At 44.4% G+C, this 24,221-nt stretch carries 26 protein-coding genes; 20 read left to right on the top strand and 6 right to left on the bottom strand.

Annotated features, from left to right (window positions below; translation table 11 throughout):
- Nucleotides 1-12 precede the first annotated feature (12 nt).
- From rsmG to NYE36_RS20715, 4 genes are all read left to right on the top strand, one after another.
- Entirely contained in the window at nucleotides 13-732 is a 720-nt protein-coding gene (rsmG, locus tag NYE36_RS20730; protein WP_007409901.1) for a 16S rRNA (guanine(527)-N(7))-methyltransferase RsmG, read from the top strand.
- A 121-nt stretch (nucleotides 733-853) separates the two neighbouring features.
- Entirely contained in the window at nucleotides 854-1,705 is an 852-nt protein-coding gene (gene noc / locus NYE36_RS20725) for a nucleoid occlusion protein (protein ID WP_007409900.1), read from the top strand.
- 298 nt (nucleotides 1,706-2,003) lie between these two features.
- Nucleotides 2,004-2,765, top strand: coding sequence for a sporulation initiation inhibitor protein Soj (gene soj / locus NYE36_RS20720; protein ID WP_007409899.1), 762 nt, complete (start codon nucleotides 2,004-2,006; stop codon nucleotides 2,763-2,765).
- Nucleotides 2,758-3,609 (top strand): ParB/RepB/Spo0J family partition protein, encoded by an 852-nt coding sequence (locus tag NYE36_RS20715; protein ID WP_004392966.1) that lies wholly within the window; start codon nucleotides 2,758-2,760, stop codon nucleotides 3,607-3,609. Before soj ends, NYE36_RS20715 begins: the two co-directional genes overlap by 8 nt.
- A gap of 29 nt (nucleotides 3,610-3,638) precedes the next feature.
- Here NYE36_RS20715 and yyaC read toward each other — a convergent pair whose 3' ends face one another.
- Both yyaC and NYE36_RS20705 read right to left on the bottom strand, forming a co-directional pair.
- Entirely contained in the window at nucleotides 3,639-4,253 is a 615-nt protein-coding gene (gene yyaC, locus NYE36_RS20710; RefSeq protein ID WP_004392969.1) for a spore protease YyaC, read from the bottom strand.
- A 174-nt stretch (nucleotides 4,254-4,427) separates the two neighbouring features.
- Nucleotides 4,428-4,931, bottom strand: a complete 504-nt coding sequence (locus tag NYE36_RS20705; protein WP_094032967.1) for a GNAT family N-acetyltransferase — start codon at nucleotides 4,929-4,931, stop codon at nucleotides 4,428-4,430.
- A gap of 143 nt (nucleotides 4,932-5,074) precedes the next feature.
- Between NYE36_RS20705 and NYE36_RS20700 the strand changes: the two genes are divergently transcribed.
- The 12 genes from NYE36_RS20700 (at nucleotide 5,075) to NYE36_RS20645 (ending at nucleotide 14,430) form a co-directional block, all read left to right on the top strand.
- Nucleotides 5,075-6,100, top strand: coding sequence for a hypothetical protein (locus tag NYE36_RS20700; protein WP_088005468.1), 1,026 nt, complete (start codon nucleotides 5,075-5,077; stop codon nucleotides 6,098-6,100).
- An 85-nt stretch (nucleotides 6,101-6,185) separates the two neighbouring features.
- Nucleotides 6,186-6,392: a DUF951 domain-containing protein gene (locus NYE36_RS20695; protein WP_012118942.1), complete on the top strand. Its 207-nt coding sequence runs from the start codon at nucleotides 6,186-6,188 to the stop codon at nucleotides 6,390-6,392.
- A 46-nt stretch (nucleotides 6,393-6,438) separates the two neighbouring features.
- Entirely contained in the window at nucleotides 6,439-8,442 is a 2,004-nt protein-coding gene (locus NYE36_RS20690; RefSeq protein WP_199022283.1) for a molybdopterin-dependent oxidoreductase, read from the top strand.
- A 126-nt stretch (nucleotides 8,443-8,568) separates the two neighbouring features.
- A complete protein-coding gene (gene ychF / locus NYE36_RS20685; protein ID WP_342496869.1) occupies nucleotides 8,569-9,669 on the top strand; it encodes a redox-regulated ATPase YchF in 1,101 nt (366 codons plus the stop codon).
- Nucleotides 9,670-9,780: 111 nt separating this feature from the next.
- A complete protein-coding gene (rpsF, locus tag NYE36_RS20680) occupies nucleotides 9,781-10,068 on the top strand; it encodes a 30S ribosomal protein S6 (protein ID WP_004392977.1) in 288 nt (95 codons plus the stop codon).
- Nucleotides 10,069-10,107: 39 nt separating this feature from the next.
- A complete protein-coding gene (gene ssbA, locus NYE36_RS20675; RefSeq protein ID WP_004392979.1) occupies nucleotides 10,108-10,626 on the top strand; it encodes a single-stranded DNA-binding protein SsbA in 519 nt (172 codons plus the stop codon).
- 43 nt (nucleotides 10,627-10,669) lie between these two features.
- Nucleotides 10,670-10,909 (top strand): 30S ribosomal protein S18, encoded by a 240-nt coding sequence (gene rpsR / locus NYE36_RS20670; RefSeq protein ID WP_004392983.1) that lies wholly within the window; start codon nucleotides 10,670-10,672, stop codon nucleotides 10,907-10,909.
- A 192-nt stretch (nucleotides 10,910-11,101) separates the two neighbouring features.
- Nucleotides 11,102-11,683: a bifunctional transcriptional activator/DNA repair enzyme AdaA gene (locus NYE36_RS20665; RefSeq protein ID WP_039253109.1), complete on the top strand. Its 582-nt coding sequence runs from the start codon at nucleotides 11,102-11,104 to the stop codon at nucleotides 11,681-11,683.
- On the top strand, nucleotides 11,680-12,237 hold the full coding sequence (locus NYE36_RS20660) for a methylated-DNA--[protein]-cysteine S-methyltransferase (protein ID WP_113766391.1): 558 nt from the start codon (nucleotides 11,680-11,682) through the stop codon (nucleotides 12,235-12,237). Before NYE36_RS20665 ends, NYE36_RS20660 begins: the two co-directional genes overlap by 4 nt.
- Nucleotides 12,234-12,992, top strand: coding sequence for an exodeoxyribonuclease III (xth, locus tag NYE36_RS20655; protein ID WP_064115179.1), 759 nt, complete (start codon nucleotides 12,234-12,236; stop codon nucleotides 12,990-12,992). The genes NYE36_RS20660 and xth overlap by 4 nt, the downstream gene beginning before the upstream one ends.
- A 62-nt stretch (nucleotides 12,993-13,054) precedes the next feature.
- Complete coding sequence (locus NYE36_RS20650; protein ID WP_113766392.1) at nucleotides 13,055-13,993, top strand: LacI family DNA-binding transcriptional regulator; 939 nt, start codon at nucleotides 13,055-13,057, stop codon at nucleotides 13,991-13,993.
- Nucleotides 13,994-14,049: 56 nt separating this feature from the next.
- A complete protein-coding gene (locus NYE36_RS20645; RefSeq protein ID WP_015418645.1) occupies nucleotides 14,050-14,430 on the top strand; it encodes a VOC family protein in 381 nt (126 codons plus the stop codon).
- A gap of 32 nt (nucleotides 14,431-14,462) precedes the next feature.
- On the opposite strand, the gene NYE36_RS20640 is transcribed toward NYE36_RS20645, so the two are convergent.
- Nucleotides 14,463-15,794 (bottom strand): MFS transporter, encoded by a 1,332-nt coding sequence (locus NYE36_RS20640; protein WP_053573842.1) that lies wholly within the window; start codon nucleotides 15,792-15,794, stop codon nucleotides 14,463-14,465.
- A gap of 214 nt (nucleotides 15,795-16,008) precedes the next feature.
- Between NYE36_RS20640 and NYE36_RS20635 the strand changes: the two genes are divergently transcribed.
- Nucleotides 16,009-16,905: a CPBP family intramembrane glutamic endopeptidase gene (locus tag NYE36_RS20635; protein WP_053573843.1), complete on the top strand. Its 897-nt coding sequence runs from the start codon at nucleotides 16,009-16,011 to the stop codon at nucleotides 16,903-16,905.
- Here NYE36_RS20635 and NYE36_RS20630 read toward each other — a convergent pair.
- Nucleotides 16,902-18,971 (bottom strand): thioredoxin domain-containing protein, encoded by a 2,070-nt coding sequence (locus NYE36_RS20630; protein WP_244805618.1) that lies wholly within the window; start codon nucleotides 18,969-18,971, stop codon nucleotides 16,902-16,904. The genes NYE36_RS20635 and NYE36_RS20630 overlap by 4 nt on opposite strands.
- Before the next feature lie 148 nt (nucleotides 18,972-19,119).
- Nucleotides 19,120-20,031 (bottom strand): EamA family transporter, encoded by a 912-nt coding sequence (locus NYE36_RS20625; protein WP_113766410.1) that lies wholly within the window; start codon nucleotides 20,029-20,031, stop codon nucleotides 19,120-19,122.
- Nucleotides 20,032-20,159: 128 nt separating this feature from the next.
- Here NYE36_RS20625 and NYE36_RS20620 point away from each other — a divergent pair, with 128 nt between their 5' ends.
- The gene (locus NYE36_RS20620) at nucleotides 20,160-21,608 is read left to right on the top strand and encodes a PLP-dependent aminotransferase family protein (protein WP_064115182.1); all 1,449 of its coding nucleotides are present in this window, start codon (nucleotides 20,160-20,162) and stop codon (nucleotides 21,606-21,608) included.
- Nucleotides 21,609-21,862: 254 nt separating this feature from the next.
- Here NYE36_RS20620 and NYE36_RS20615 read toward each other — a convergent pair whose 3' ends face one another.
- Complete coding sequence (locus tag NYE36_RS20615; RefSeq protein WP_007409884.1) at nucleotides 21,863-22,648, bottom strand: 3-hydroxybutyrate dehydrogenase; 786 nt, start codon at nucleotides 22,646-22,648, stop codon at nucleotides 21,863-21,865.
- Nucleotides 22,649-22,766: 118 nt separating this feature from the next.
- Here NYE36_RS20615 and NYE36_RS20610 point away from each other — a divergent pair, with 118 nt between their 5' ends.
- Nucleotides 22,767-23,675 carry a LysR family transcriptional regulator gene (locus NYE36_RS20610; RefSeq protein ID WP_007409883.1) on the top strand — a complete coding sequence of 303 codons (909 nt, stop codon included), beginning with the start codon at nucleotides 22,767-22,769 and terminating at the stop codon, nucleotides 23,673-23,675.
- Nucleotides 23,676-23,779: 104 nt separating this feature from the next.
- Entirely contained in the window at nucleotides 23,780-24,181 is a 402-nt protein-coding gene (locus NYE36_RS20605; RefSeq protein ID WP_012118924.1) for a carboxymuconolactone decarboxylase family protein, read from the top strand.
- Nucleotides 24,182-24,221: the final 40 nt, after the last annotated feature.

Below are 24,221 nucleotides of genomic sequence, written 5' to 3'. Positions count from 1 at the left end.
AAGGATGACGGCATGAATATAGAGGAATTTACATCCAGTTTAGCGGAGAAAGGGATTTCCCTTTCTGACCGCCAGCTGGAGCAATTCGAGTTGTATTACCGGATGCTCGTGGAATGGAACGAAAAAATGAATCTGACATCCATCACTGAGAAAAAGGAAGTTTATCTCAAGCATTTTTATGATTCGATAACGGCGGCATTTTATATTGATTTTGAAAAGGTCACCACTCTTTGTGATGTCGGCGCCGGCGCCGGTTTTCCGAGCCTGCCCATCAAAATCTGCTTCCCGCATCTGCATGTCACCATCGTCGATTCACTGAATAAGCGGATTACGTTTTTGGAAACTCTCTCTGATGCTTTACAATTAGAGCATACGACATTTGTCCATGACAGAGCGGAGACATTCGGACAACGGAAAGACGTACGGGAAAGCTTCGATCTCGTGACGGCCCGTGCGGTGGCGCGTCTGTCGGTCCTGAGTGAGCTTTGTCTGCCGCTGGCCAAGAAAAACGGCGTATTTGCCGCACTAAAGGCAGCAGCAGCTGATGAAGAGCTGAAAGCGGGGCAAAAGGCGATTAAAGTATTGGGAGGAGAGCTTGAACAAGTTCATTCCTTTACACTTCCTGTTGAAGAAAGTGAACGGAACATCATGATCATTCGCAAGACGAAAAGCACTCCGAAAAAATATCCGAGAAAACCGGGTACTCCAAATAAATCGCCAATTGAAGGGTAATTTAGACAGCCTGATGTGACAATTCCATCATATTTTCTGCAAAATTGATGAAGATACAGCAGGAAAAACCATGAGAAAATAGAATTATAAAAATGGCAGTTTTTAAAGGTGGTGTAGGTACATGAAGCATTCATTCTCTCGTTTCTTCGGGTTTGGTGAGAAGGAAGAGGAACCGGAGATAGCTGAGCATGATACAAACAAAGAAGAGATACTCGAAATACCGGTACATGCTATCGTTCCCAACCGTTTTCAGCCACGCACCATTTTCTCAGATGAAAAAATCAAAGAGTTAGCAATGACTATCCATACACACGGCATCATTCAGCCGATTGTTGTCAGACATACAGAAGATGAAGGACAATATGAGCTCATTGCGGGTGAAAGGCGCTGGAGAGCGGTACAGACGCTTGAATGGGAGAAGATTCCCGCAATTATTAAAGATTTTTCTGATACGGAAACAGCATCTGTCGCTTTGATTGAAAACCTGCAAAGGGAAGAATTGTCCTCCATTGAGGAAGCTCATGCGTACGCAAGGCTGTTAGAACTTCATGATTTAACACAGGAAGCCTTGGCGCAGCGCTTAGGAAAAGGCCAGTCAACGATTGCGAACAAGCTCCGATTGTTAAAGCTCCCGGAACCCGTCCAGGATGCGATTATGGAGAAAAAAATTACGGAACGTCATGCAAGAGCACTGATTCCGCTCAAACAGCCGGAGTTTCAGGTCACATTGCTTGCGGAAATCATTGAGAAAAGCTTAAACGTCAAGCAGACGGAAGACAGAGTGGTGAAAATGCTTGAACAGAATAAGCAGAAACCAAAGCCGAGACGCAAAGCGTTCAGCAGGGATACAAGAATTGCGATGAATACGATTCGTCAGTCACTGTCTATGGTAGAAGACAGCGGCGTCAGACTGAATACTGAAGAAGAAGAATTCGAAGAGTACATCCAGCTTACCATTCGGATACCTAAATAAAAACTCTCCTGATCAGCAGGGGAGTTTTTATTTTAATCAAAAAACTATTTTGATATAATGATAGATTTATTGTGCACTATACATTATATATGTAAAATTTTATCTTTTTGTGTCGTGAATTGTCTTTTTACAGTCAAAAAAGGTACTTTATCGGAGAACTTATATTAGAAAGTGTCTTTTTCGTTTACATTTTTTTCACTTGCTGATAAACAAATTATGAAAAAAATAAAACGCTTTACTCTTTTTTTGATAAGATAGAAACAAGACAGTATATGTTCATGTGAAGGTAGGTGACATCGTGGGAAAAATCATAGCAATTACGAACCAAAAAGGCGGAGTCGGGAAGACGACGACTTCTGTTAATCTGGGGGCTTGCTTGGCTTACATAGGTAAAAGGGTTCTTCTTGTTGATATTGATCCGCAGGGCAATGCAACGAGCGGATTAGGGATTGAAAAAGCCGATGTGGATCATTGTGTGTACGACATTTTAGTAGATGATGCAGATGTTACAGATATTATTAAACCGACTTCAGTAGAGAACTTAGATGTCATTCCGGCCACGATCCAGCTTGCGGGAGCGGAAATCGAGTTGGTTCCGACGATCTCACGGGAGGTCAGGCTGAAAAGAGCATTAGAATCTGTGAAACAAAATTACGATTACATGATTATTGATTGTCCTCCGTCTCTCGGGTTATTAACGATTAATGCGCTTACCGCTTCAGATTCAGTCGTTATCCCGGTTCAGTGCGAATACTACGCTCTTGAAGGATTGAGTCAATTATTAAATACAGTTCGGCTTGTGCAAAAACATTTAAATACCGACTTAATGATAGAAGGAGTGCTTCTGACGATGCTTGATGCCAGAACGAATCTCGGCATTCAAGTGATAGAAGAGGTAAAGAAATACTTTAGAGATAAAGTGTATCAAACCATTATTCCTCGCAATGTCCGTTTAAGTGAGGCGCCGAGTCACGGCAAGCCGATCATATTATACGATCCGCGTTCGAGAGGTGCGGAAGTATATTTAGATTTAGCAAAGGAAGTGGCAGCGAATGGCTAAAGGCGGACTCGGAAAAGGGATTAACGCGTTGTTTAATCAGGTTGATTTGTCTGAAGAGACAGTGGAAGAGATTAAAATCAGTGATTTACGTCCCAATCCTTATCAGCCAAGAAAACAATTTGACGATGAGTCATTAGCTGAACTGAAGGAATCCATCATTCAGCATGGCATTCTTCAGCCCATTATCGTGAGAAAATCATTGAAGGGCTATGATATTGTAGCCGGCGAACGCCGTTACCGCGCCGCAAAACTTGCCGGCAAAGAGACAGTGCCGGCTATCGTGCGGGATTTATCTGAATCGCTGATGCGGGAAATCGCTCTTTTGGAAAACCTTCAGCGTGAAGACTTATCACCGCTTGAAGAAGCTCTGGCATATGACTCACTGCTGAAGCATTTGGATTTAACCCAGGAACAGCTCGCTAAACGGCTTGGGAAAAGCAGGCCTCATATTGCCAACCATTTAAGACTGCTGACACTGCCGGAAAGCATCCAGAACCTCATTGCAGAAGGTACGTTATCCATGGGACACGGCAGAACCTTGCTTGGTTTGAAAAATAAAAACAAGCTTGAACCGCTTGTGAAGAAAGTGGTTGAAGAACAGCTGAACGTCCGTCAGCTTGAGCAGCTGATTCAGCAGTTAAACAACAATGTTCCACGTGAAACAAAGAAAAAAGAACCTGTTCAAGATGTGGTGTTAAAAGAGCGGGAATCGTATTTGCAAAATTACTTCGGAACAACAGTAAATATTAAGAGACAAAAGAAAAAAGGGAAGATTGAGATTGAGTTTTTCTCAAATGAAGATCTTGAACGTATCCTGGAACTATTGTCTGAAAGAGAAGCGTAAAAACCATCTTTTTAAAAAAAGATGGTTTTTTATATACGTCTTGTCAGCTTATGAAACGGACTGAGCCGTTCCTGCCGGCCTTCTGATTTATCTGTCAGCTGTAACCCCTCTGCTAAAACATTTGCCATGCTCATAACAAGATGAAGCCTCGTATTCTGCAGGACAAAATACTCCATAAACCCGCTGACATTGACGATTCCATTGATATGGACGTCACCGATTTCAGGAAGATCTTTTTGAACACCTGCTCCGGGCTTCAGCGGCCCATCGCCAATTTGAAATGACCCTACGCTTTTGACGCGGCCTAAACAAGCATCAACCGCTATAATAAACGGATTTTTATGTAGATGTTGAATATCTTTCAGCTTGTCTTTCATATTGACGGCGTGAACAGGATCTGACAGCGTGCCGTAAACGTGCAATCTGCCTAAATTCATTTTTTCTAACTTTGTTCCTACGAGCGGACCTAATGAATCTCCGGTCGACCGATCTGTGCCGATACACACGGTGACTAACGGTCTGCCGGCTGCTTTACGTAAAGATGAAGTAAGGATCGCTTGTATTTGATTCGCAGCAGAAGAATCCGTATGAGATACATATTGTTTTGCCCGTTCTTGAGAAAAAAGCCCGCCTTTTCGATTCATAAGGTTCACTTCCTTGTCATGTCATACGAGTATTACATTGTTGTTTTTGGTGATGTATGGTTGTTTACAGTATATCCAGCGCTGCCTTTTTTTATGCTTATGCCATGATCAGCATGCCGGTTGTTTGAAAAGAGCGGGATAGAAAAAAGAACCCAGAGCAGTTATTCTCTAAGTTCATGAAAGAAATAAGACCATTTGATCTACATCAACATATCGCTGATGATCCAATTTCAGCGCTCTTTTTTCTGTAGAGAAGAGGATAAATCCTAACTGAGCGTAGAGTTTTTTTGCGGGTTCATTTGTTGAGGTAACAGAGAGATGAAGCTGTTCTGTGTCCTTCATCTTTTTTGCTCGGCTGATGGCTTCCGTCATTAAAGCTTTTCCCTCGCCTGACCCTCGGTGTTTGGGGGAAATATACATAGAACCGATAACCGCAATGTGTCTTAGTTTAAACAGCGGATGCTTGGAGATCTTGAGGATTCCTATCAGTCTGTCTTGTTCAAAGGCGCCAAGCACGATGGCATTGTCGGCTTCAAGCCTGGCTTTAAATTTTTCGGACGGCCATTCTTTCTCCTCATCGTAGCTGACGGCAAATGCGTCCGGGTGATCTTTTAAAGCTTTGAGCCTGATATCGGAATAAGGCTGGGTATCATTTGCGGTTAAACGCCTGATGTACATGGTTTGAGCTCCTTGCATAAGTGAATTTTTCTGAATAGTCAATCGTCGTTATCATACCATATTTGTCCCTTTTGTATGAATGATTGCCGCTGTCACTCAATATAGTAGCAATATGCGGAGATGATCAGAAATTTTATGAGGTGATGAGGGTGTGGAGAGCCGGGATGAAGTGGATGCTGCTCATATTAAGCAGCCAGATTGGGGCTGGATATGCAAGCGGGCAGGAAATATGGCAGTTTTTCGGTGTCGAAAGCGGACTGGCTATTGTATTGTTTACAGTCATGTTTACGATTTCGGCTTATATTGTGTTGAAGATCAGCTATCGGGTTCAATCAACGCACTTTTTACCTGTGCTTGAGCATCTGATGGGGCCGGCTCTTGCTAAAGTCTATGATGTGCTTATTATGTTTTATTTGTTTTCAATGACGATGGTTATGATTGCCGGCGGCGGTGTGACGCTGCAAATGTACAAACTGCCGTTTTGGATCGGTATTTTTCTTCTTTGCATTGTGACCGTCGGTTTATTCTTTTGGGATATAAAAGGAATATTATCTCTGAATAGTATTTTGATACCGATTCTTGTAGCGGGGCTGTTATATGCATTGGTCTTTTTTCAGACAACCCATCATTACACGTGGACGATAGATTTGACCCGCCAGTATAATTGGCCGGCAAGCATTACCTTCACGTCCTTAAACATCCTTTCTGTTGTCGCTGTTCTTTCTTCAATCGGAAAAGATATGAAGGGACTGGGAGAAGCGAAAATCGCAAGCGTTGCAAGCGGGCTGATTTTCGGTATGATTTCATTTGTTTACAATGAAACGCTTGTACAGCTTTCAGGCAGTCTTACACAATATGAGATTCCTCTTTTCGCCGTCCTTGAAGGCGCTCCTTATCCGTTATTTCTTTGTATGGCCGCCGTGCTTTTTTTAGCCATCTATACGACAACCGTGACCGGTCTGTTCGGGCTGTCCAGCCGCATGCTTGCATTTGTGAAATTGCCGAGATGGACGCTCGTATCTCTTCTTTTAGCTGTGATGGTGCCTTTTACGACAATCGGTTTTTCAGATTTGATCGCCATTTTATATCCCATTTACGGGCTTTTAAGTCTTTATTTGCTGGTATGTCTTCTTCTTTACCCTATTTTAGGGAGATGGAAAAAAGTATAATGCTCATTTTGAGTGCGGCCGTTGCTCTTATCCTGTTTTTTTTTGTACAATAAATAAAGCAGTCTATGGAGAGAGGTGAAGGGTCTTGGCGGATAAAGACTTTGGCCTGAATGATATTGTTGAAATGAAGAAACCGCATCCTTGCGGTGAAAACAGGTGGAAAATCATTCGGATGGGAATGGATATTCGGATTAAATGCACGGGTTGTTCCCACAGTGTCATGATTCCGAGAAGAGATTTTGAGAGAAAGCTGAAAAAAGTACTCGTCAAGCATGAGGAGCCTGCATCATAAGGGCTGGCGCTCATGCTTTTTCATATAGAGGAGAGGAAGAGGCCCGATGAGCAAAGTGCATCAGTCAGCGTGCCCGCTGAATTGCTGGGACAGCTGCGGCTTTTTGGTGACAGTTGAGGATGGAAAGGTGACGAAAGTAGACGGAGACCCGAATCATCCCATTACGGAAGGGAAAATTTGCGGCCGTGGCAGAATGCTGGAGGCGAAAACGAATGCGCCGGAACGGCTTCGTTTTCCTTTAAAAAAGATAGACGGCGAATTTGTCCGCATTTCCTGGGAGCAGGCGTTAGATGAAATTGCTGAAAAAATGGCGGTGATTAAGGAGACGTTGGGCACTGCCGCAGTGCTGCACAGTCATGATTACGCCAATAACGGTCTTTTGAAGGCGCTCGACCAGCGTTTTTTCAATGGATACGGCGGTGTGACGGAGATTGCGGGCAGCATTTGCTGGGGTTCCGGCATTGAAGCGCAGCGCTGGGATTTCGGGCGTTCTTACGGGCATGGACCGCTTGATATTTATCACAGCAAGCATGTGATCGTATGGGGCAGAAACGTGTCCCGGACGAATATGCACCTCTATCATCATCTGCAGCAGGTGAAGAAAAAAGGAGCGACACTGACGGTCATTGATCCTATTTTCAACCCGACTGCCAAGCTTGCCGATCGGTATATATCCGTTAAACCCGGCATGGATGGCTGGCTTGCGGCGGGTGTTTTAAAAATATTATGCCAAACCGGCAGAACCGATTCCGATTTCATTCAAAGGCATTCGGTCGGTTTTGAAGAAATAGAAAAGCTTCTGCAGACGATTTCTATTGAGGAGATCATTGAGAAAACAGAAACGTCTTTAGAAGTGATTGAATATCTTGCTGATTTATATGCTGACGGTCCCGCCTCCACTTTTATGGGTCTTGGGATGCAGAGATATAAAAACGGGGGCGGGACGATACGGTGGATTGACGCTTTAGCTGCGGCGAGCGGAAATGTCGGTATCAAAGGCGGCGGCGCAAACTTCGGAAATGTGCAAGTCGGTGAAAGCTTTGCAAAGGCCGAGCTCACCCGTCCTGATCTGAAGAAAAGTTCGAGAACGTTTTCGATGATGACTCAAGCCGAAGAGGCGCTGAATGCAGCCGATCCGCCGATTGAAATGATCATCGTGACGTGCGGCAATCCGCTGACACAGGTGCCGAATACAAAAAAAGTGAAGGAAGCATTTGAAAAAACACCGGTCACAGTGGCCATTGATTCGGTCATGACCGATACGGCGAAGCTCTGTGACTATGTGCTGCCGACAGCCGTTGTTTTCGAAGAGGAAGATATTTATTATTCCAGCATGTATCATCACTATGTTCAATATGGCAAGAAGCTTGCGGAACCGCAGGGAGAGGCAAAATCAGACCGCTGGATCTGGACGGAACTCGCAAAGCGTCTCGGATACGGGGAGCTCTTTGATTACAGTACGGAAGATTTCTTAAAAATGGGGCTCTCTTCTTTGGAGAAAGAAGGAATCACCCTTGAGCAATTAAAGGAAAAAGGACATATGCCGCTTCCGGTCAAACAGGTTCCGTGGAGTGATTTTCAATTTTTAACCCCGAGCGGAAAATTTGAATTCGTCTCGTCACTGGCAGAAGAGAAAGGATACAGCGGCCTCCCTCAATTGGAAGTGCCGGAGGAGTCTGTTTATCATGACGCCGGACTGGCCGGGAAATATCCGTATACGCTGCTGTCCATTCACCCGCAGCGCTCCAATCATTCACAGCACGTGCCGTTTATTGAAAAGCTTCAGCAGATTCAGGTGGACCTGTCGCCGGATATCGCCGAGGAGCTTTCACTTCAAGACGGAGATACGGCAGAGGTATACAATGACCGCGGCCGTCTGCGCGGCAGGGTGAAAATCATGAAGCAGGCTCACCCGAAGACGGTGAATATAGATGAAGGCATGTGGGCGGCATTCGGAGGCTCCGTCAACATGCTCACAAAGGATTCAAATTCCGATAATGGAATGGGAAGTACGCTTTTTGACTGTCTGGTAGCGGTTAAAAAAGGATAATCTAAGGAGAGAGAGGGCGGGAAATGCTTTTTTCTCAGCTTGTCTTTTCCTATGAACCTCCTTATAATTGCTCTAGGTTTACAATACGTTTATACGATGATGGTTTGATATAGAGGAGATGAAAGAATGGCTTTAACTGCTGGAATTGTCGGTTTGCCGAATGTCGGAAAATCGACGTTATTTAATGCAATTACCCAGGCTGGTGCCGAATCAGCCAACTACCCGTTCTGTACAATTGATCCGAACGTGGGAATCGTGGAAGTGCCGGATGAACGTCTGCAAAAGCTGACTGAATTGGTGAACCCGAAAAAAACGGTGCCGACTGCGTTTGAATTCACTGATATCGCGGGGATCGTAAAAGGCGCATCAAAAGGTGAAGGACTCGGAAATAAGTTTCTTTCTCATATCCGTCAGGTAGATGCGATCTGCCACGTTGTACGCGCATTCGCTGATGACAATATTACGCACGTGTCAGGGAAAGTCGATCCGATTGACGATATTGAAACGATCAATCTTGAATTGATTCTTGCCGACATGGAGACAGTCGAAAAACGCATCACGCGTGTAAGCAAGCTTGCTAAGCAAAAAGACAAAGAAGCGGTTTTTGAATTTGACATTCTGTCTAAATTAAAAGAAGCTTTCGAACAAGAAAAGCCTGCCCGTTCCGTTGAATTTACGGAAGAACAGCAAAAGCTTGTGAAGCAGCTTCATTTGCTTACGTCAAAACCCGTGCTTTATGTAGCAAATGTAAGCGAGGATGAAGTGGCTGATCCTTCAGATAATGAATATGTTGCGAAAATCCGGGAGTACGCCGCGGGTGAAAACGCCGAAGTTATCGTCGTCTGCGCGAAAATTGAGTCTGAAATTGCTGAATTGGAAGGCGAAGAAAAACAAATGTTCCTTGAGGAGCTCGGCATCGAAGAATCAGGTCTTGATCAGCTGATTAAAGCGTCATACTCTCTTCTCGGCCTTGCGACATACTTTACGGCGGGCGAACAGGAAGTGCGCGCATGGACATTCAGAAAAGGCATGAAAGCTCCTGAGTGTGCGGGTATCATCCACACTGACTTTGAACGCGGCTTTATCCGCGCTGAAACGGTTGCTTATGAAGACCTTTTGGCAGGCGACGGAATGTCCGGAGCGAAAGAAGCCGGAAAAGTGCGTCTGGAAGGTAAGGAATATGTAGTCCAAGACGGAGATGTCATTCATTTCCGATTTAATGTATAGGACACAGTTGTAAAGGGACAAGAGCTTTGGTATAATATAAACTTGTGAGTAATAGAATTATTGCTCCTTGCCCATTATAGGGCCGCTTAGACCAAAAGGAGGTGCAAACAGATGAAAAAGTACGAAGTTATGTACATTATCCGTCCGAACATTGACGAAGAGTCAAAGAAGGCAGTTATCGAGCGTTTCAACAACGTATTGACTTCTAACGGAGCGGAGATCACTGGAACAAAAGATTGGGGTAAACGTCGTCTTGCTTACGAAATCAACGATTTCCGTGACGGTTTCTACCAAATCTTAAACGTTCAGTCTGAAGCTGCAGCGGTTGCTGAATTCGACCGTTTAGCTAAGATCAGTGACGATATCATTCGCCACATCGTTGTTAAAGAAGAAGAATAAGCAATTTGAAATATATAATGTTAAAAGGTGGTCTTTCATATGCTTAACCGAGTTGTATTAGTCGGAAGACTGACAAAAGACCCAGAGCTTCGTTATACGCCAAGCGGTGCGGCTGTCGCCACGTTTACTCTTGCTGTGAATCGTACATTCACGAACCAGTCCGGAGAACGTGAAGCCGATTTCATTAATTGTGTCACTTGGAGAAGACAAGCCGAAAACGTTGCAAACTTTCTTAAAAAAGGAAGCCTTGCCGGCGTAGACGGCCGACTCCAGACAAGAAATTATGAAAACCAGCAGGGACAGCGTGTCTTCGTGACAGAAGTCCAAGCTGAAAGTGTTCAATTTCTTGAGCCTAAAAACAGCGGCGGTTCTGGATCAGGCGGATACAACGAAGGAAACAGCGGCGGAGGCCAATACTTTGGCGGAGGCCAAAATGATAATCCGTTCGGCGGAAATCAGAACAACCAGAGACGAAATCAAGGGAACAGCTTTAATGATGATCCATTTGCCAACGACGGCAAGCCGATTGACATCTCGGATGATGATCTTCCGTTCTAATAGATTATCGCTATATTCATAACGAGAAAGGTGGGAAATGACAATGGCAGGAGGACGCAGAGGCGGTCGTGCGAAACGCCGTAAGGTTTGTTACTTCACTTCTAACGGCATTACGCACATCGATTACAAAGATGTAGATCTTCTTAGAAAGTTTGTTTCTGAGCGTGGTAAAATCTTACCTCGCCGTGTAACTGGAACAAACGCGAAATACCAACGTAAATTGACTATCGCGATCAAACGCGCACGTCAAATGGCTTTACTTCCATACGTAACTGGCGAGTAAGCCGAAAGAAAAGAGCAAGAGCCTGCGGGCTCCTGCTCTTTTTTTATATCAGTCCCTCTCCATCTTGCCGAAATGTTTCACATGAAACATGGAAGTGCTCCTGACACCTATCTTTGTTATCTTGCTCCTCTATTCAAAAACGCGTACTTATCCAATGAATTTGTTTATACTGAAAAACAGGGGGTGGCTGAGATGGAGACAGACAGAAATATCCTGACTGATGAAAAGTGGAGCGCAATCATACACAATGATGCTTCTTATGACGGGGCATTTTATTATGCAGTAAAAACGACAGGGATTTTCTGCCGGCCTTCTTGTAAATCGAGAGTTCCGAATAAAGAAAACGTGCTGGTGTTTGACACGGCTGATGCAGCGCTCGAGAAACAATTTCGTCCCTGTAAAAGGTGCCGGCCGAACGGTCTTCGTCTTCCTGATGAAGAATGGATTGCTCAAATCATTGAATACATTGAACGCCATTATCACGAATCCCTGACTCTGAGTGTACTGGCCGAAATGTGTCACGGCAGCCCCTATCATTTACAGCGGACATTTAAAAAAATCAGGGGAATATCCCCGATTGCGTATATACAGAAAATAAGATTGTCGAAGGCGGAACACCTTTTAAAGCATACTGATATGACAGTCATGGAGATCGCTCTGACTGTCGGAATTCCAAACACAGCGCATTTCGCGACCCTTTTTAAAAAGGGAACCGGGAGTTCGCCCACAGAATACAGAAAAACGGCCAAAATGGGACAGGGAGGTTCAATATGAGTAAAGAGCCTATGATCTATTGGACACTCTTCACACGGAATGATTGGAGCCTGTATACAGCCGCCACATCTAAGGGGCTTTGCTTTATAGGCTCAAATTATGGAAGCTTTGAAGAGCTTGAGCAGTGGGCAAAAAAATCACTGCCGCAATACCGATTGGCACGTGATGATGAAAAGCTGGCTCCTTACACGGCAGAGCTGTCCGAGTACATTGAAAATGGCAGATCAGCTTTTTCCGTGCCGTTGGATCTTTACGGGACAGAATTTCAGCTTGCTGTATGGAAAGCGCTTATGGACATACCGTACGGCGAGATATACTCCTATTCGGATATAGCAAAAATGATTCAGAAACCGGCAGCCGTAAGAGCCGTGGGCGCCGCGATTGGAAAAAATCCGGTACTGATTACGGTTCCGTGCCATCGCGTCATCGGAAAAAACGGGAAACTGACCGGATTCAGAGGCGGTTTAGAAATGAAAAAGCAGCTGCTGGCATTAGAGGGCGGAAACATTGAAACACTGGAATACCGGATGAGCCGGACAGGAGGGATCACATGAAACTGATGTCTTGGAATGTAAACGGCTTGCGTGCCGTGATGAAAAAGATAGATATCAATACTTACGTTCAAGAAACGGAAGCCGATATTCTATGTCTGCAAGAAACAAAAGTACAGGACGGACAAGTATCATTACAACCTGAAGGATATCACGCCTATTGGAACTATGCGGTGAAAAAAGGCTACTCAGGCACGGCTGTTTTTTCGAAAGAAAAGCCGCTGCACGTGTTCTATGGACTGGGGATTGACGAACATGATCAAGAAGGACGGGTGATCACGCTTGAATTTGAGAACGTGTTTGTCGTCAACTGTTATACGCCGAATGCCAAACGCGGATTAGAGCGAATTGATTACCGTCTTCAATGGGAAGCCGATTTTAAGGATTATCTGCAGAAGCTTGACCGGAAGAAGCCTGTGATCTTATGCGGCGATCTGAATGTCGCACACAGGGAGATAGACTTAAAAAATCCGAAAGCCAACCGGAAGAACGCCGGTTTCTCGGAGCAGGAGCGGGAAGCGTTCAGCGTCCTGCTGAGCGCCGGATTTACCGACTCATTCCGCTATTTATATCCTGACCAGGAAGGCGCCTATTCCTGGTGGTCTTACAGGACGAACACACGTGAGAAAAACATCGGCTGGCGGCTTGATTACGTCATTGTTTCAGACAGACTGAAGCAGCGGATCAGCCAAGCGGCCATTTGTGCCGATATCATGGGTTCTGACCATTGCCCTGTTGAAATGACAGTGGATTTATGATGAGATAGCAGTAAGAGAAATCCACTCTTGCTGCTTTTTTATCACCGAAAATGGAGGAGCACATGGCAAATATAAAAGAGATTGCGAAACTGGCGAATGTGTCGGTGGCCACCGTATCACGCGTATTAAACCGACATCCGTACGTATCTGAGGAGAAAAGGCGTCTTGTGAATCAAGTGATGAAGGAGCTGGATTATACCCCTAATCGAACCGCCATTGATCTGATTCGCGGAAAGACTAATACAATCGGTGTGATTTTGCCGTACAGCGACCATCCCTGCTTTGACAAAATTGTAAACGGTATCACGAAGGAAGCGTTTGCCCATGATTACGTGACAACCCTTCTCCCCACCAATTATGACCCCGCTATAGAGATGACCTATTTCGAACTGCTGAAAATGAAAAAGATTGACGGACTGATTGTCACGTCCCGCGCGAATGAATGGGAGACCGCCGTGCCTTACCTGGAATACGGTCCCATTGTCGCTTGTGAATATACACAGCATCAAGAGATTCCCTGCGCTTATAATGACAGGCAGGCAGCATACAGAGAAAGCTTTTTGTATTTGAAAAACCGCGGACATCAAGACGTTGCTTTTACATGTGTGCGGGAAGCGGAAAAAAGCCCGAGTACGGCCGACAAGGTAACCGCATATAAGGCGGTCTTCGGCTCTCTTGATGAAACCCGCATTCTGGTCGGATGCCATGATATGGACGACGGAAAGCGTGCGGGTGAGCACTTCTGGGGTTTCGACAAGGCGCCGACGGCCATCTATGCGCACAGTGATGACATGGCTGCCGGCTTGTACCAGTTTGCGAAAGAACAGAAATGGGACGCGGAGATCATCGGCGAGGGAAATCTGAGCGTCAGCCGGGCATTGAATATTCCATCCCTGGAACTTCATTTGGAACGGGTCGGAAAGGAAGCATTTTTATTGTTTTTTCACGAAGAAACAGCTAAAAAACAAATTATGCATCAATTTCAGCGGAAAAAGTCTTGAGCTGAAATGGGTTTCATGCTTTATAAATAGATTGAGAAAAAAAGGGAGGCGGACATATGCGAATTGAACATGCAGCGATATGGGTGAAAGATTTGGAACGGATGAAAGAGTTTTATGAGACATACTTCGGCGCCAAGGCCAATGACCTTTATCATAATGAGAAAAAAGATTTCAAATCGTATTTTCTTTCATTTGACTCTGGATGCAGGCTGGAACTTATGAAAAAAGGCGGCATTGATGAAGTTCCGTCACAGAATATGACCGGATGGGCGCATCTCGCATTTTCTACAGGCAGCAAGGAGCGGGTGAATGAATTGACGGAAACGTTTAAAAATGATGGATTTCAGGTTGTAAGCGGCCCGCGCGTGACGGGTGACGGATATTATGAGAGCGTGATAGAGGATGGGGAAGGCAATTTGATAGAAATCACAGTGTAACAGTGCGGAGTGATTCCGCACTGTTTTTTTGATTAAATTTGCTGTGCATTTGTTTTCGGGCCGAAGAGGATTAACAAAACGGAACACAGAAGCCAGCAGCCGCCGATGAACAAAAAGACGCTGATGTAGCCGAGCTTAACGGCAATAAATCCGACGAGCAGGGAGCCGAATATATTGGAAAAACGGCCGAGCCCGTACGCCAGCCCGCTCCCGGCCGAGCGATATTCCGTAGGATACGGCTCCGATGTGTAGGCGTATAGATTTGAGGTGAAGATCCGTTCCGTGACGTTAACGACAAATCCAAACACAATAATCATGACGGGAATAAACGTCATGCCGTATAACAGTCCGGCAATGGCAGTCAGAAAGGCGCTTGCGGCCAGAATCCATTTCCTTTGGAACGTCTCGGATATCATGGAACCGAGCAATGCGCCAAGCGGCGCGCCGACAGAGTGAAGCACATTGTACCACAGCGTTTTTTCCATGGTGATGCCGTTGCTTTTCAGCAGGCTGGGCACCCATGAAGCAAAGCCGTAAAAGCCAAAGGTTTCAAGAATCCATACCGCTGACAGGATGATGGTGATCTTTAAATTCCTGCCCTGAAACAGCCCTAAGTAGCCTGCGTGCTTCACTGTATGTACTTCTGCCGCCTCTTTTGGCACGGGAAGCGGGCCTTTTTCTTTCTCTATACGTGCTTCAAGACGGTTCATAATGGCGTTTGCCTGATCATATGCGCCCCGATTTTCGTGCCAGCGCGGCGATTCCTCAAGCCGGCGGATAAAAAAGAAATAAATGAGACCGGCCGCCCCCCATATGAATACGAGCCGCCACCCCCATGAGCCTAAAGGAATGACAAAAGCGGAAACAACGTTTGTGACGGGAACGCCGATTAGTCCGATCATGGCGCAAAGGGAGATGTATTTTCCCCGTACGGAGGATGGAAAAAATTCCGCCAAATAGCTGTTCGTCACAATCATGGCGGCCGCGACGCCGAGACCGGTCAAGAAGCGGAAAATCATTAAGGACGGAATGTCCCATGCCAGCGCATTCAGAAAAGATGAGATCGAAAAGACAAGGACAAAACAATTCAGCGCTTTTTTCCTGCCGATCCGATCGGACAGCCTTCCGCCGATGGACGCGCCTAAAAACATGCCCAGGAATGATGCGGCGGTGATGTCGGCAATGGTGGACAGCTTCACGCCCCAATGCTCAATCAGCGCCGGAGCCACGTTGCTGAGCGTAAACAGATCAGCGAGATCAAAAAAATAGATGATTCCGAGAGCGGTTAATACTTGATAGTGCACACGTGAAATGGGGAGACGGTCTAATCGGTTCGCTACATTTGAGAATGTCTGATGTTTCATAAAAAACCCCCTGACTTTGCAATTGTAATCAGAAAATACTGTGAATTTATCTGACGACTACATTATAAAGGTCTTTTTTTGGCAAAAACAGAGTGTAAATAACCAGAGCCAAAGGAAACGGCATAGCGCTTTCTTCTTAAAACATATAACATTTCCTATATCTGTTTCTGTTTATATTGTAAAATGTTGAAGGAAAGGAAGTTGATGCATAAATATGAATACGTTTGTACGGCCCACAGAGGGAAAAAATAGTGTATCGAGATATATTCTTTCTCTGTTGGTCATTGTGGGTTTGTTCTTTTTCGGAAGCATACTGACCGTGTTTTATATGTTTCTCACGTCCGCTTTCAATCCTTCACTGACGATAAATTGGGATGAGGGGGCATTAAGTGACCCGCTGGCGGATATTTATTTACAGCATATCGTCTATTTCATAGCGATTCCGGGCATTTGGATAGCAGTTCGTTTCATTATGAAACGGCGGTTTTTATCCATCATCACACCGAATCAGTCGCTGAACTGGAAGAGGATTTTCTTTGGATTCGGCACATATGTTGTGCTGATGTTTGTCGCGGGGCTGATTGATTTTACAATTCATCCGGATCGTTTCATGCTTCAGGAATTCCATGCTTCACGTTTTCTGCTGCTGTTAGCGGCGGCCGTCTTGTTGGTGCCGATTCAAACCTCTGCGGAGGAATTTCTCTTTCGCGGTTTTCTGCTTCAGTTCGCCGGAAAATTGACGGCAAACGCGGTGGTTCTGACAGTCATTATCGGCGGATTATTCGGCGCACTTCATTTCGGAAATCCGGAAATGGAAAATGGAGCTCTCTGGGCGGGAATCGGATATGTCACCATTGGCATGATCTGGACCTTTATCACGATTAAAACGGGCAGTCTGGAGATGTCTCTTGGCGGTCACGCTGCCAATAATATGTTTTTATTTATCTTTCTCACAGAGGATCATTCGGTGTACGGCGGCATTCCGTCGATATTTACAACAGCAGCCGGCGGCTATGAAATATATGATTGCATATCGACTCTGGTGATCAATATCATCTTCGCATGGCTCGCATTCCGTTTTGTGAAAAAAGAAAAGCAGCAGGCCGCCTAGGCTCTGCTGCTGATTTGTAAGGTGTTCATCGCTTCATCAATATCCGTCGTCGGCCTCCGGCAGGCGAAATTCTCGCAAATGTAGACCGTTGTCTTCCCGTCGATCATTTGATAACCCGCGGCAAAGTCAGAAATGCCGGCAAGCTCATCCGGATGTTCTGCGGCGAGAATCGTATAGGCGGGAGTGAAATGCTCCTGAAGCGCCTCAATGAAACGTTTTCTGTCCGGGTCATCTTTCCTTCCGAAAACAACGATTTCCTTTTGGGGCATTGTATGTGCCAGTACGCTTTGCATGAAGAAAGCGTTGCTGCTCGGATAGGCCTCTATTTCCCGTTTGAATACGGAAAACATCGCTTCGGCTTTTTCAATCAGTGATATATCACCCGTCAGGCGGCCGAGACGAAGCAGCTGTACGGCAGCCGCGCTGTTTCCTGAAGGCACGGCCCCGTCATAAACCTCTTTTTCCCTGACAAGAAGGGTCTCAGCATCATTCCCCGTAAAGAAGAAACCTCCGTGCCGTTCATCCCAGAACAGCTCCAGCATGCTTGTACATAACGTTTTCGCTTTCTGCAGATAAGACGGATTAAAACCCGCTTCATACAGTTCAAGGTAAGCCCAGATGAGAAAAGCGTAATCATCGATAAACCCTTTATTTTTCACTTCGCCCTCGCGATAGCGGACCATGACGCGCCCGTCCGGCATGAGGTGTCGTTCGAGAAAGCGGATCGCTGTTTCCGCCATGCTGAGAAAGTCAGGCTCGTGAAATACCTTTGCGGCTTTTGCCAGCCCGGCAATCATGAGCGCGTTCCATGAGGTCAGCACTTTGTCATCTGTATGCGGATAGCTTCTGTTTTCACGGGCCTCCAGCAATTTTGTTCTTGCCTCTTCAAGGCGTTCGGCCAGCTCCTGTCCGGTAAGGCCGGTCTCTTCGAGGATGGCCTCACGCCGCGTGAAAATGAGGTGCGGGATGTTTTCGCCTTCAAAATTGCCTTGATCTGTGATGTTATACACCTTGCAGTAAAGCGGGCCGAGTTCATCACCGAGAAGGTTCATGATTTCTTTTTTGGACCATATGTAATATTTCCCCTCACGGCCTTCGGTATCAGCGTCTAAAGCTGAGAAAAAGCTGCCGTTTTCATGCATCATTTCCCGCTGAATAAACGTTACGATCTGCATCGCAATCTGTTTGTAGCGCTCATTACCCGTGACTTGGCAGGCTTCTGTATATGCGGTCAGGAGAAGGGCGTTGTCATACAGCATTTTCTCAAAATGCGGCACGAGCCATTCATTATCAGTCGAGTAGCGGGCAAAACCGAACCCGATGTGGTCAAAAATTCCGCCGTTCGCCATGCCGTCGAGTGTCTTGGTTACGCCGGCCAAAGCCTGTTCCTTGCCCGTATAGCTGTAGTAGCGAAGCAGAAACATGAGCATATGCGGCATCGGAAATTTCGGAGCCTGGCCGAACCCGCCGTACACTGTGTCAAACCCGCCGGCCAGCTGGCGATACGTGTCATGAACCGCCTGTTCGCCAAGCATGCCCTCGGCCGGGTGAACCTTGACTTCAAGATGAGCGGCGGCGTTTTCGGCGATATCCTCGACATGCTGCCGGTCATTCGCAAACGTTTCGGACAGATGTTCAAGCACATCGATAAAGCCCGGGCGGTTAAATTTGCTCGTCTTCGGAAAATACGTCCCCGCATAAAACGGCTTCTGATCTGGTGTGACGAATACGTTCAGCGGCCACCCGCCCTGCCCCGTCATCAGCTGGCAGATTCTCATATACACGGAATCCACATCAGGCCGCTCCTCACGATCAACCTTGATGGCTATGAATTTATCGTTTAACATACCGGCGATCTCTTCGTCCTCAAAGGATTCGTGGGCCATTACGTGACACCAGTGACACGTCGAATAGCCGATGCTGACAAGAACCGGCTTGTTTTCGCGTTTCGCTTTTTCGAAGGCTTCTTCTCCCCAAGGGAACCAATTCACAGGGTTATGAGCATGTTGAAGTAAATATGGAGACTTCTCAGCGATTAATCTATTGGGTTTGCTATTGTTTGGCATGGGCTCACCTCTTTCTATTAATATTTGTATGTTTAACATACCACAATCCTCTAAAAAAATTCATACACTCAACTTTGTGAACCAAACCCAAGTCATTAAAAAGGAGAACTGCTTATGACTCGATTTTCAGGGTTAAACTTCATCCACCTTATTGCTTTTTAGATAAGAAGTAAGGATTTAAAATCTTTATCGTTTTATTTACTGTTAGATAGGTGAAACACACCCCGGCGACTGTAACCATCCCGCCTGTCAGTGCAATAAACGCAGGTACCTCACCTAACCACACCCAAGAAATGGCCAAGGCTACGGCTGGTGTTAAATAAAGTGAAATGGCTGCTTCTGAAGCACCGACGAGTGAAGTTACATACGCAAGTGCAAAGTAAGGCACAACCGTTGGTAATAAACCTAAGTAAACGATAGACAATGTTGAGTTCATTGAAGCGTTCAAAAACTCTTCCCCTAAGCCAGGCAGAAATACAAGCATAGGTATTGTCCCGCCCCAAATAGTGAATGTAACGAATGGAATAAATCCATATTTTTTTATATAGCGAGCTTGAAAAACGAAATAAATACTCTCAGAAAAAGCTGCCAGCAGGATTAACAAAATGCCGTTCACTGAATTTGTATAGTTTCCTGCCCCAAATGAAATGATCGACACACCCAATAGACTTATGATAGAGCCAATCCATTTATAAAGCCCAAAATGTTCACCAAAAAACAGACGAGATAACATTGCAGAAAAAATAGGTGTCATGGTCACGAGTAAGCTTGCTGTCCCTGCGCTAACTGTTTTTTCTCCGATATTCAGCAAAATGTGATATAGTGCAAAACCTAAAAATCCTAACGATAAAATAGCAGGGATATCCTTCATGTCAGGCAAACGCATATGAGTCAAAACAGCAAAAACCACCAATGCCATTGACCCAATCAACAAGCGAAACAAAGCGAGGTGTTCCGGCGTGTAACTCTCCAAACCCGCTCGAATTCCCGGGAAAGCTGATGCCCACAACCCAATCATCAGACTGTAAGATATACCGATTCGAACTGTTTTCTTTCTCATCTTTCTCACTCCTCTTTACAAAAACCAACCAGTTATTTAATGTGTTTCTATATTAATAAAGATTTGATGATATGACTTCAACCAGTTAAATAGATTTTGACCCAACCACTCTAAGGAGGATCCTTTTTATGAGCGCTCCAGAAGAAAAAAAGATGAAAAAGCTTCCTAAGTACATACAAATCATTCAATTTATAAAAGAGAAAATAGGAAATGGAGAATGGCCGATTGGAAGTAAGATTCCAAGCCAGCGCACGCTTGCTAAACACTTTGAGGTGAACAGGAGCACAGTCATTACAGCTTTAGAGGAATTGACGGCGGATGGATTAATCGAAGGCAGAATGGGCAAAGGGACAGTTGTTACGAACAATACATGGACACTTTTGGCTAAGAATTCCGCCCCCGATTGGGATCAGTATGTAATCTCCGGAATCCAGCAGCCAAGCCAAAAAATCGTTCAAGAGATCAATAAATCAGAATCAAATTCTGATCTTATACAGCTCAGTAAAGGAGAACTTTCACATGAGATTTTTCCTTTAGCTGTTATGAAAGAGATCATGGGAAAGGTATCTCAAAACATAGAGGCATTCGGATATGAGGAACCAAAAGGATATTTACCTTTGAGAGAGGCATTAAGCGGCTATTTAAGAACAATCGGCATTCAAGCGTCTCCTTCTTCCATTCTTATTGTTTCGGGCGCACTGCAAGCCTTGCAGCTTATATCAATGGGGCTTTTACAAAGGGGATCGACCGTATTTCTCGATCAGCCTTCCTATCTTTATTCATTACACGTATTTCAATCAGCCGGTATGAAGCTGACTGGAGTTCCTATGGATAATAATGGACTTTTGCCGGAACACATCCACATGGCAAGGGGGGAACGGGGGAGGTCTATCTTATATACAAATCCTTGTTTTCATAATCCGACAGGTATTTTAATGTCAAAAAAGAGACGGGAAGAAATCCTTGCGGCAAGTGAGAATGTACAGCTTCCCATTATTGAAGATGACATTTATCGGGAGTTATGGATAGATGAGATTCCTCCAGATCCTATTAAAACAATAGATAAAAATGGGCATGTGCTTTACATAGGCAGTTTATCGAAAACGTTAAGTCCGGGCTTGAGGATTGGATGGATCGTCGGTCCGGAACCAGTGATTGAACGTTTATCCGACATAAAAATGCAAACAGATTACGGCTCCAGTTCGTTATCCCAGAGAGTAGCGGCAGAGTGGTTTACATCCGGTGAATACCAGCAGCATCTAGAACAGGTGAGAAGTCAATTAAAGGTGAGAAGGCAATTGGTCATGAGTCTCTTAGAAACCAATTTGAAGAATGTCGCTGCATGGAATATGCCGAAGGGAGGATTCTTTGTCTGGGTAAAAATATTGCCTTCACTATCTATGAAATTACTTTATACAAAAGCTTTGACAAAAGGGATACTTCTCAATCTCGGCAGTATCTATGCTCAAGAAAAAGGGAATTATATTCGCTTATCATATGCTTATGCATCTCTTGAAGACCTTCAAAAGGGAATTTATCAATTGGGTTTGATGATTAAGGAATTGGCAAGCAGATAAATATATAAGAGACATGCTATCAATGACAAGAATCGGCTTGTTTTCGCGTTTCGCTTTTTCAAATGCTTCTTTCCCCCCTCATGAAAACCAGTAAAAAAGCCGCCAACAAAGCGGCTTTTCTTAAGTTAATATACCAAATATATATCAAACTTCAATCTGTATAGCTATGTCTTTCCTAAAAAACCATCGGCTTGGTTCTTGAAGAGTAAATCATTTAATCCAAAGCGCTATGACTCCTGCAGATGAAATTCAGATTATTGGGCCGTATAACCGCCGTCCATTACGACTGCCTGTCCTGTAACTCCTTTCGCTTTGTCACTGGCGAGGAATACTGCGTAATCAGCGATTTCTTGCACGGCTAACAAACGTTTTTGAGGAACCAAGGGGTAAATGACTTCTTCAAACACCTTTTCTTTAGAAATGCCTCTAGTCTCTGCAATATCGTTTAACTGGTTTTGCACCAATGGAGTGTCGATATATCCCGGACACAAGGCGTTGACGGTAATTCCGTATTCCGCCCCTTCCAATGCTGATACTTTAGTTAAACCGATCAAACCGTGTTTAGCGCTGCAATAAGCTGCTTTCCCTGCAAAACCGATTAAACCATTTATGGAAGCCATATTGATGATGCGGCCAAATTTTTGTTTTTTCATCAAAGGGAATACTCTTTTTGTCGCACTAAAAGGAGCAGTAAGCATTAATTTCAGCATAAATTCAAACTTATCAGTCGGGAAGTTTTCTATATCCGACACATGCTGAATCCCCGCATTGTTTACCAGAATATCCAATCGTCCAAAGGTTTCAAGTGTCTTAGAGACACTTTTTTCTACTTGTTCTTCGTTTGTTACATCACAAACCGCAGAGAGGACTTCGTATCCTTGTTCCGTAAGTTCCTCAGCTGCATGTTGCACGGCTTTTTCGTTCAAATCGGAAATCACAACTTTTGCGCCTTCTTTAGCGAATTCACGTGCAATTTCTAAACCAATTCCACTCGCCGCGCCTGTAACAAGAGCAACTTTACTTTCCAATAATTTACTCATAGTAACCCCTCCAGGATTCATTTTGGTCTCCTAAAAGTTTACACCCAGCAGTTGTATAAGTAAAATGAATAAAAAGAATGTAATGTATTCGTTAAACTTATGGAATGGAGGTCATACGATGGATATACGCCAAATCACTTACTTTCTTGAAGTTGCTAAATCCAACAGTTTTACTAAGGCATCAGAAAATCTGCATTTGTCACAGCCTGCCTTAAGTAAGATGGTGAAAAGTTTGGAAGAGGAATTAAAGGTTGAGCTCATTGATCGATCCGCTAGACAGATCGCATTGACAGATGCGGGCGAAATTGTATTTGAACAAGGTCAAATGATTATGAAGTCAATAGATGACTTGTCGACGAACTTATACGATCTTTTACATTTAAAAAAAGGAAAAGTGAAAATTGGAATACCGCCGCTTATCGGTGTCTTGTTTTTTCCTAAAATCATTAGAGGATTTAAACAATTGTATCCTGATGTGAACATCAAGCTGATAGAACATGGGGGAAACAAGGTGAAACAGGAGGTTGAAGATGGGGTACTGGATCTTGGAGTGGTTATTGAACCAGTGGACGAAGAGCAGTTTGATATCATTCCATTGCTTAATGAAGAACTGATGCTCTTCGTTCATTCCGCTCACCCGCTTGTTCATAAAGAGATTGTGGAAATGCAAGACTTGAAAAATGAACCTTTCATCCTGTTTAGTGAAGACTTTTCTCTTCACGATCGGATTATTCAAGAGTGTATTAGAGCCGGTTTTCGTCCAAATATCGTTTATGAAAGTTCTCAATGGGATTTTATCAGCGAAATGATTGGAGAAGAACTAGGTATTTCCATTTTCCCTCAGTCTATAGTGAAAAAGACTGATCAAAGTTTAGTTAAGGCAATTTCCATTGTCAATCCATCCATTCCTTGGAAAGTGGCGATTATTTTAAAAAAAGGTAAATATGTTTCACACGCAGTACGCGAATTTATCCGGTATATTTCATTTTTTTGTAAGAGTAATTACGCAGATCAAGATAACTCATGAAAAAAATGAATGGATTTTATAGTTTTTATGTATTTTACGGTTAGAGAGGGCTGCGATATATTATCTTATGTCAGAAAATAAGTACTTTTCAGGAGGAAATTCAAATGGATCAAAGCCGTTACCAACAAGGTTTAGACAAATTAATGGAGTACACTTTAACAAGCGATGATAAAATCTCTACGCATTTAAAGATTTCTGAAGACTTGAAAGATATCGCCCCAGATGTAAGTAGGTACATGATAGAATTTGCTTATGGAGATATATATTCGCGACCGGGATTAACCAATCAACAACGTGCGCTTGTTACCATTTCATCCCTTGTAACGCAAGGAACCGAGCCGCAGCTTGAACTTCATATCAATACAGGGCTTACATCCGGATTAACACCGACTGAGATTGTAGAGAGTATCACCCAATTGGTTCCTTATACAGGATTCCCGCGTGTACTTAATGCTCTTTCAGTGGCTAAGAAGGTGTTTGCACAACGACATGTAGAAAACCATTGAGAAATAAAGAGCTTGGGGAATGCGGGATGAATTAGTATAA

Source organism: Bacillus sp. FSL R5-0593 (genome assembly GCF_038603755.1).
Classification (GTDB): Bacteria; Bacillota; Bacilli; order Bacillales; family Bacillaceae; genus Bacillus; species Bacillus velezensis.
Note: the sequence above shows the minus strand (reverse complement) of the source record. Positions and strands in the feature narration are given on the sequence as shown.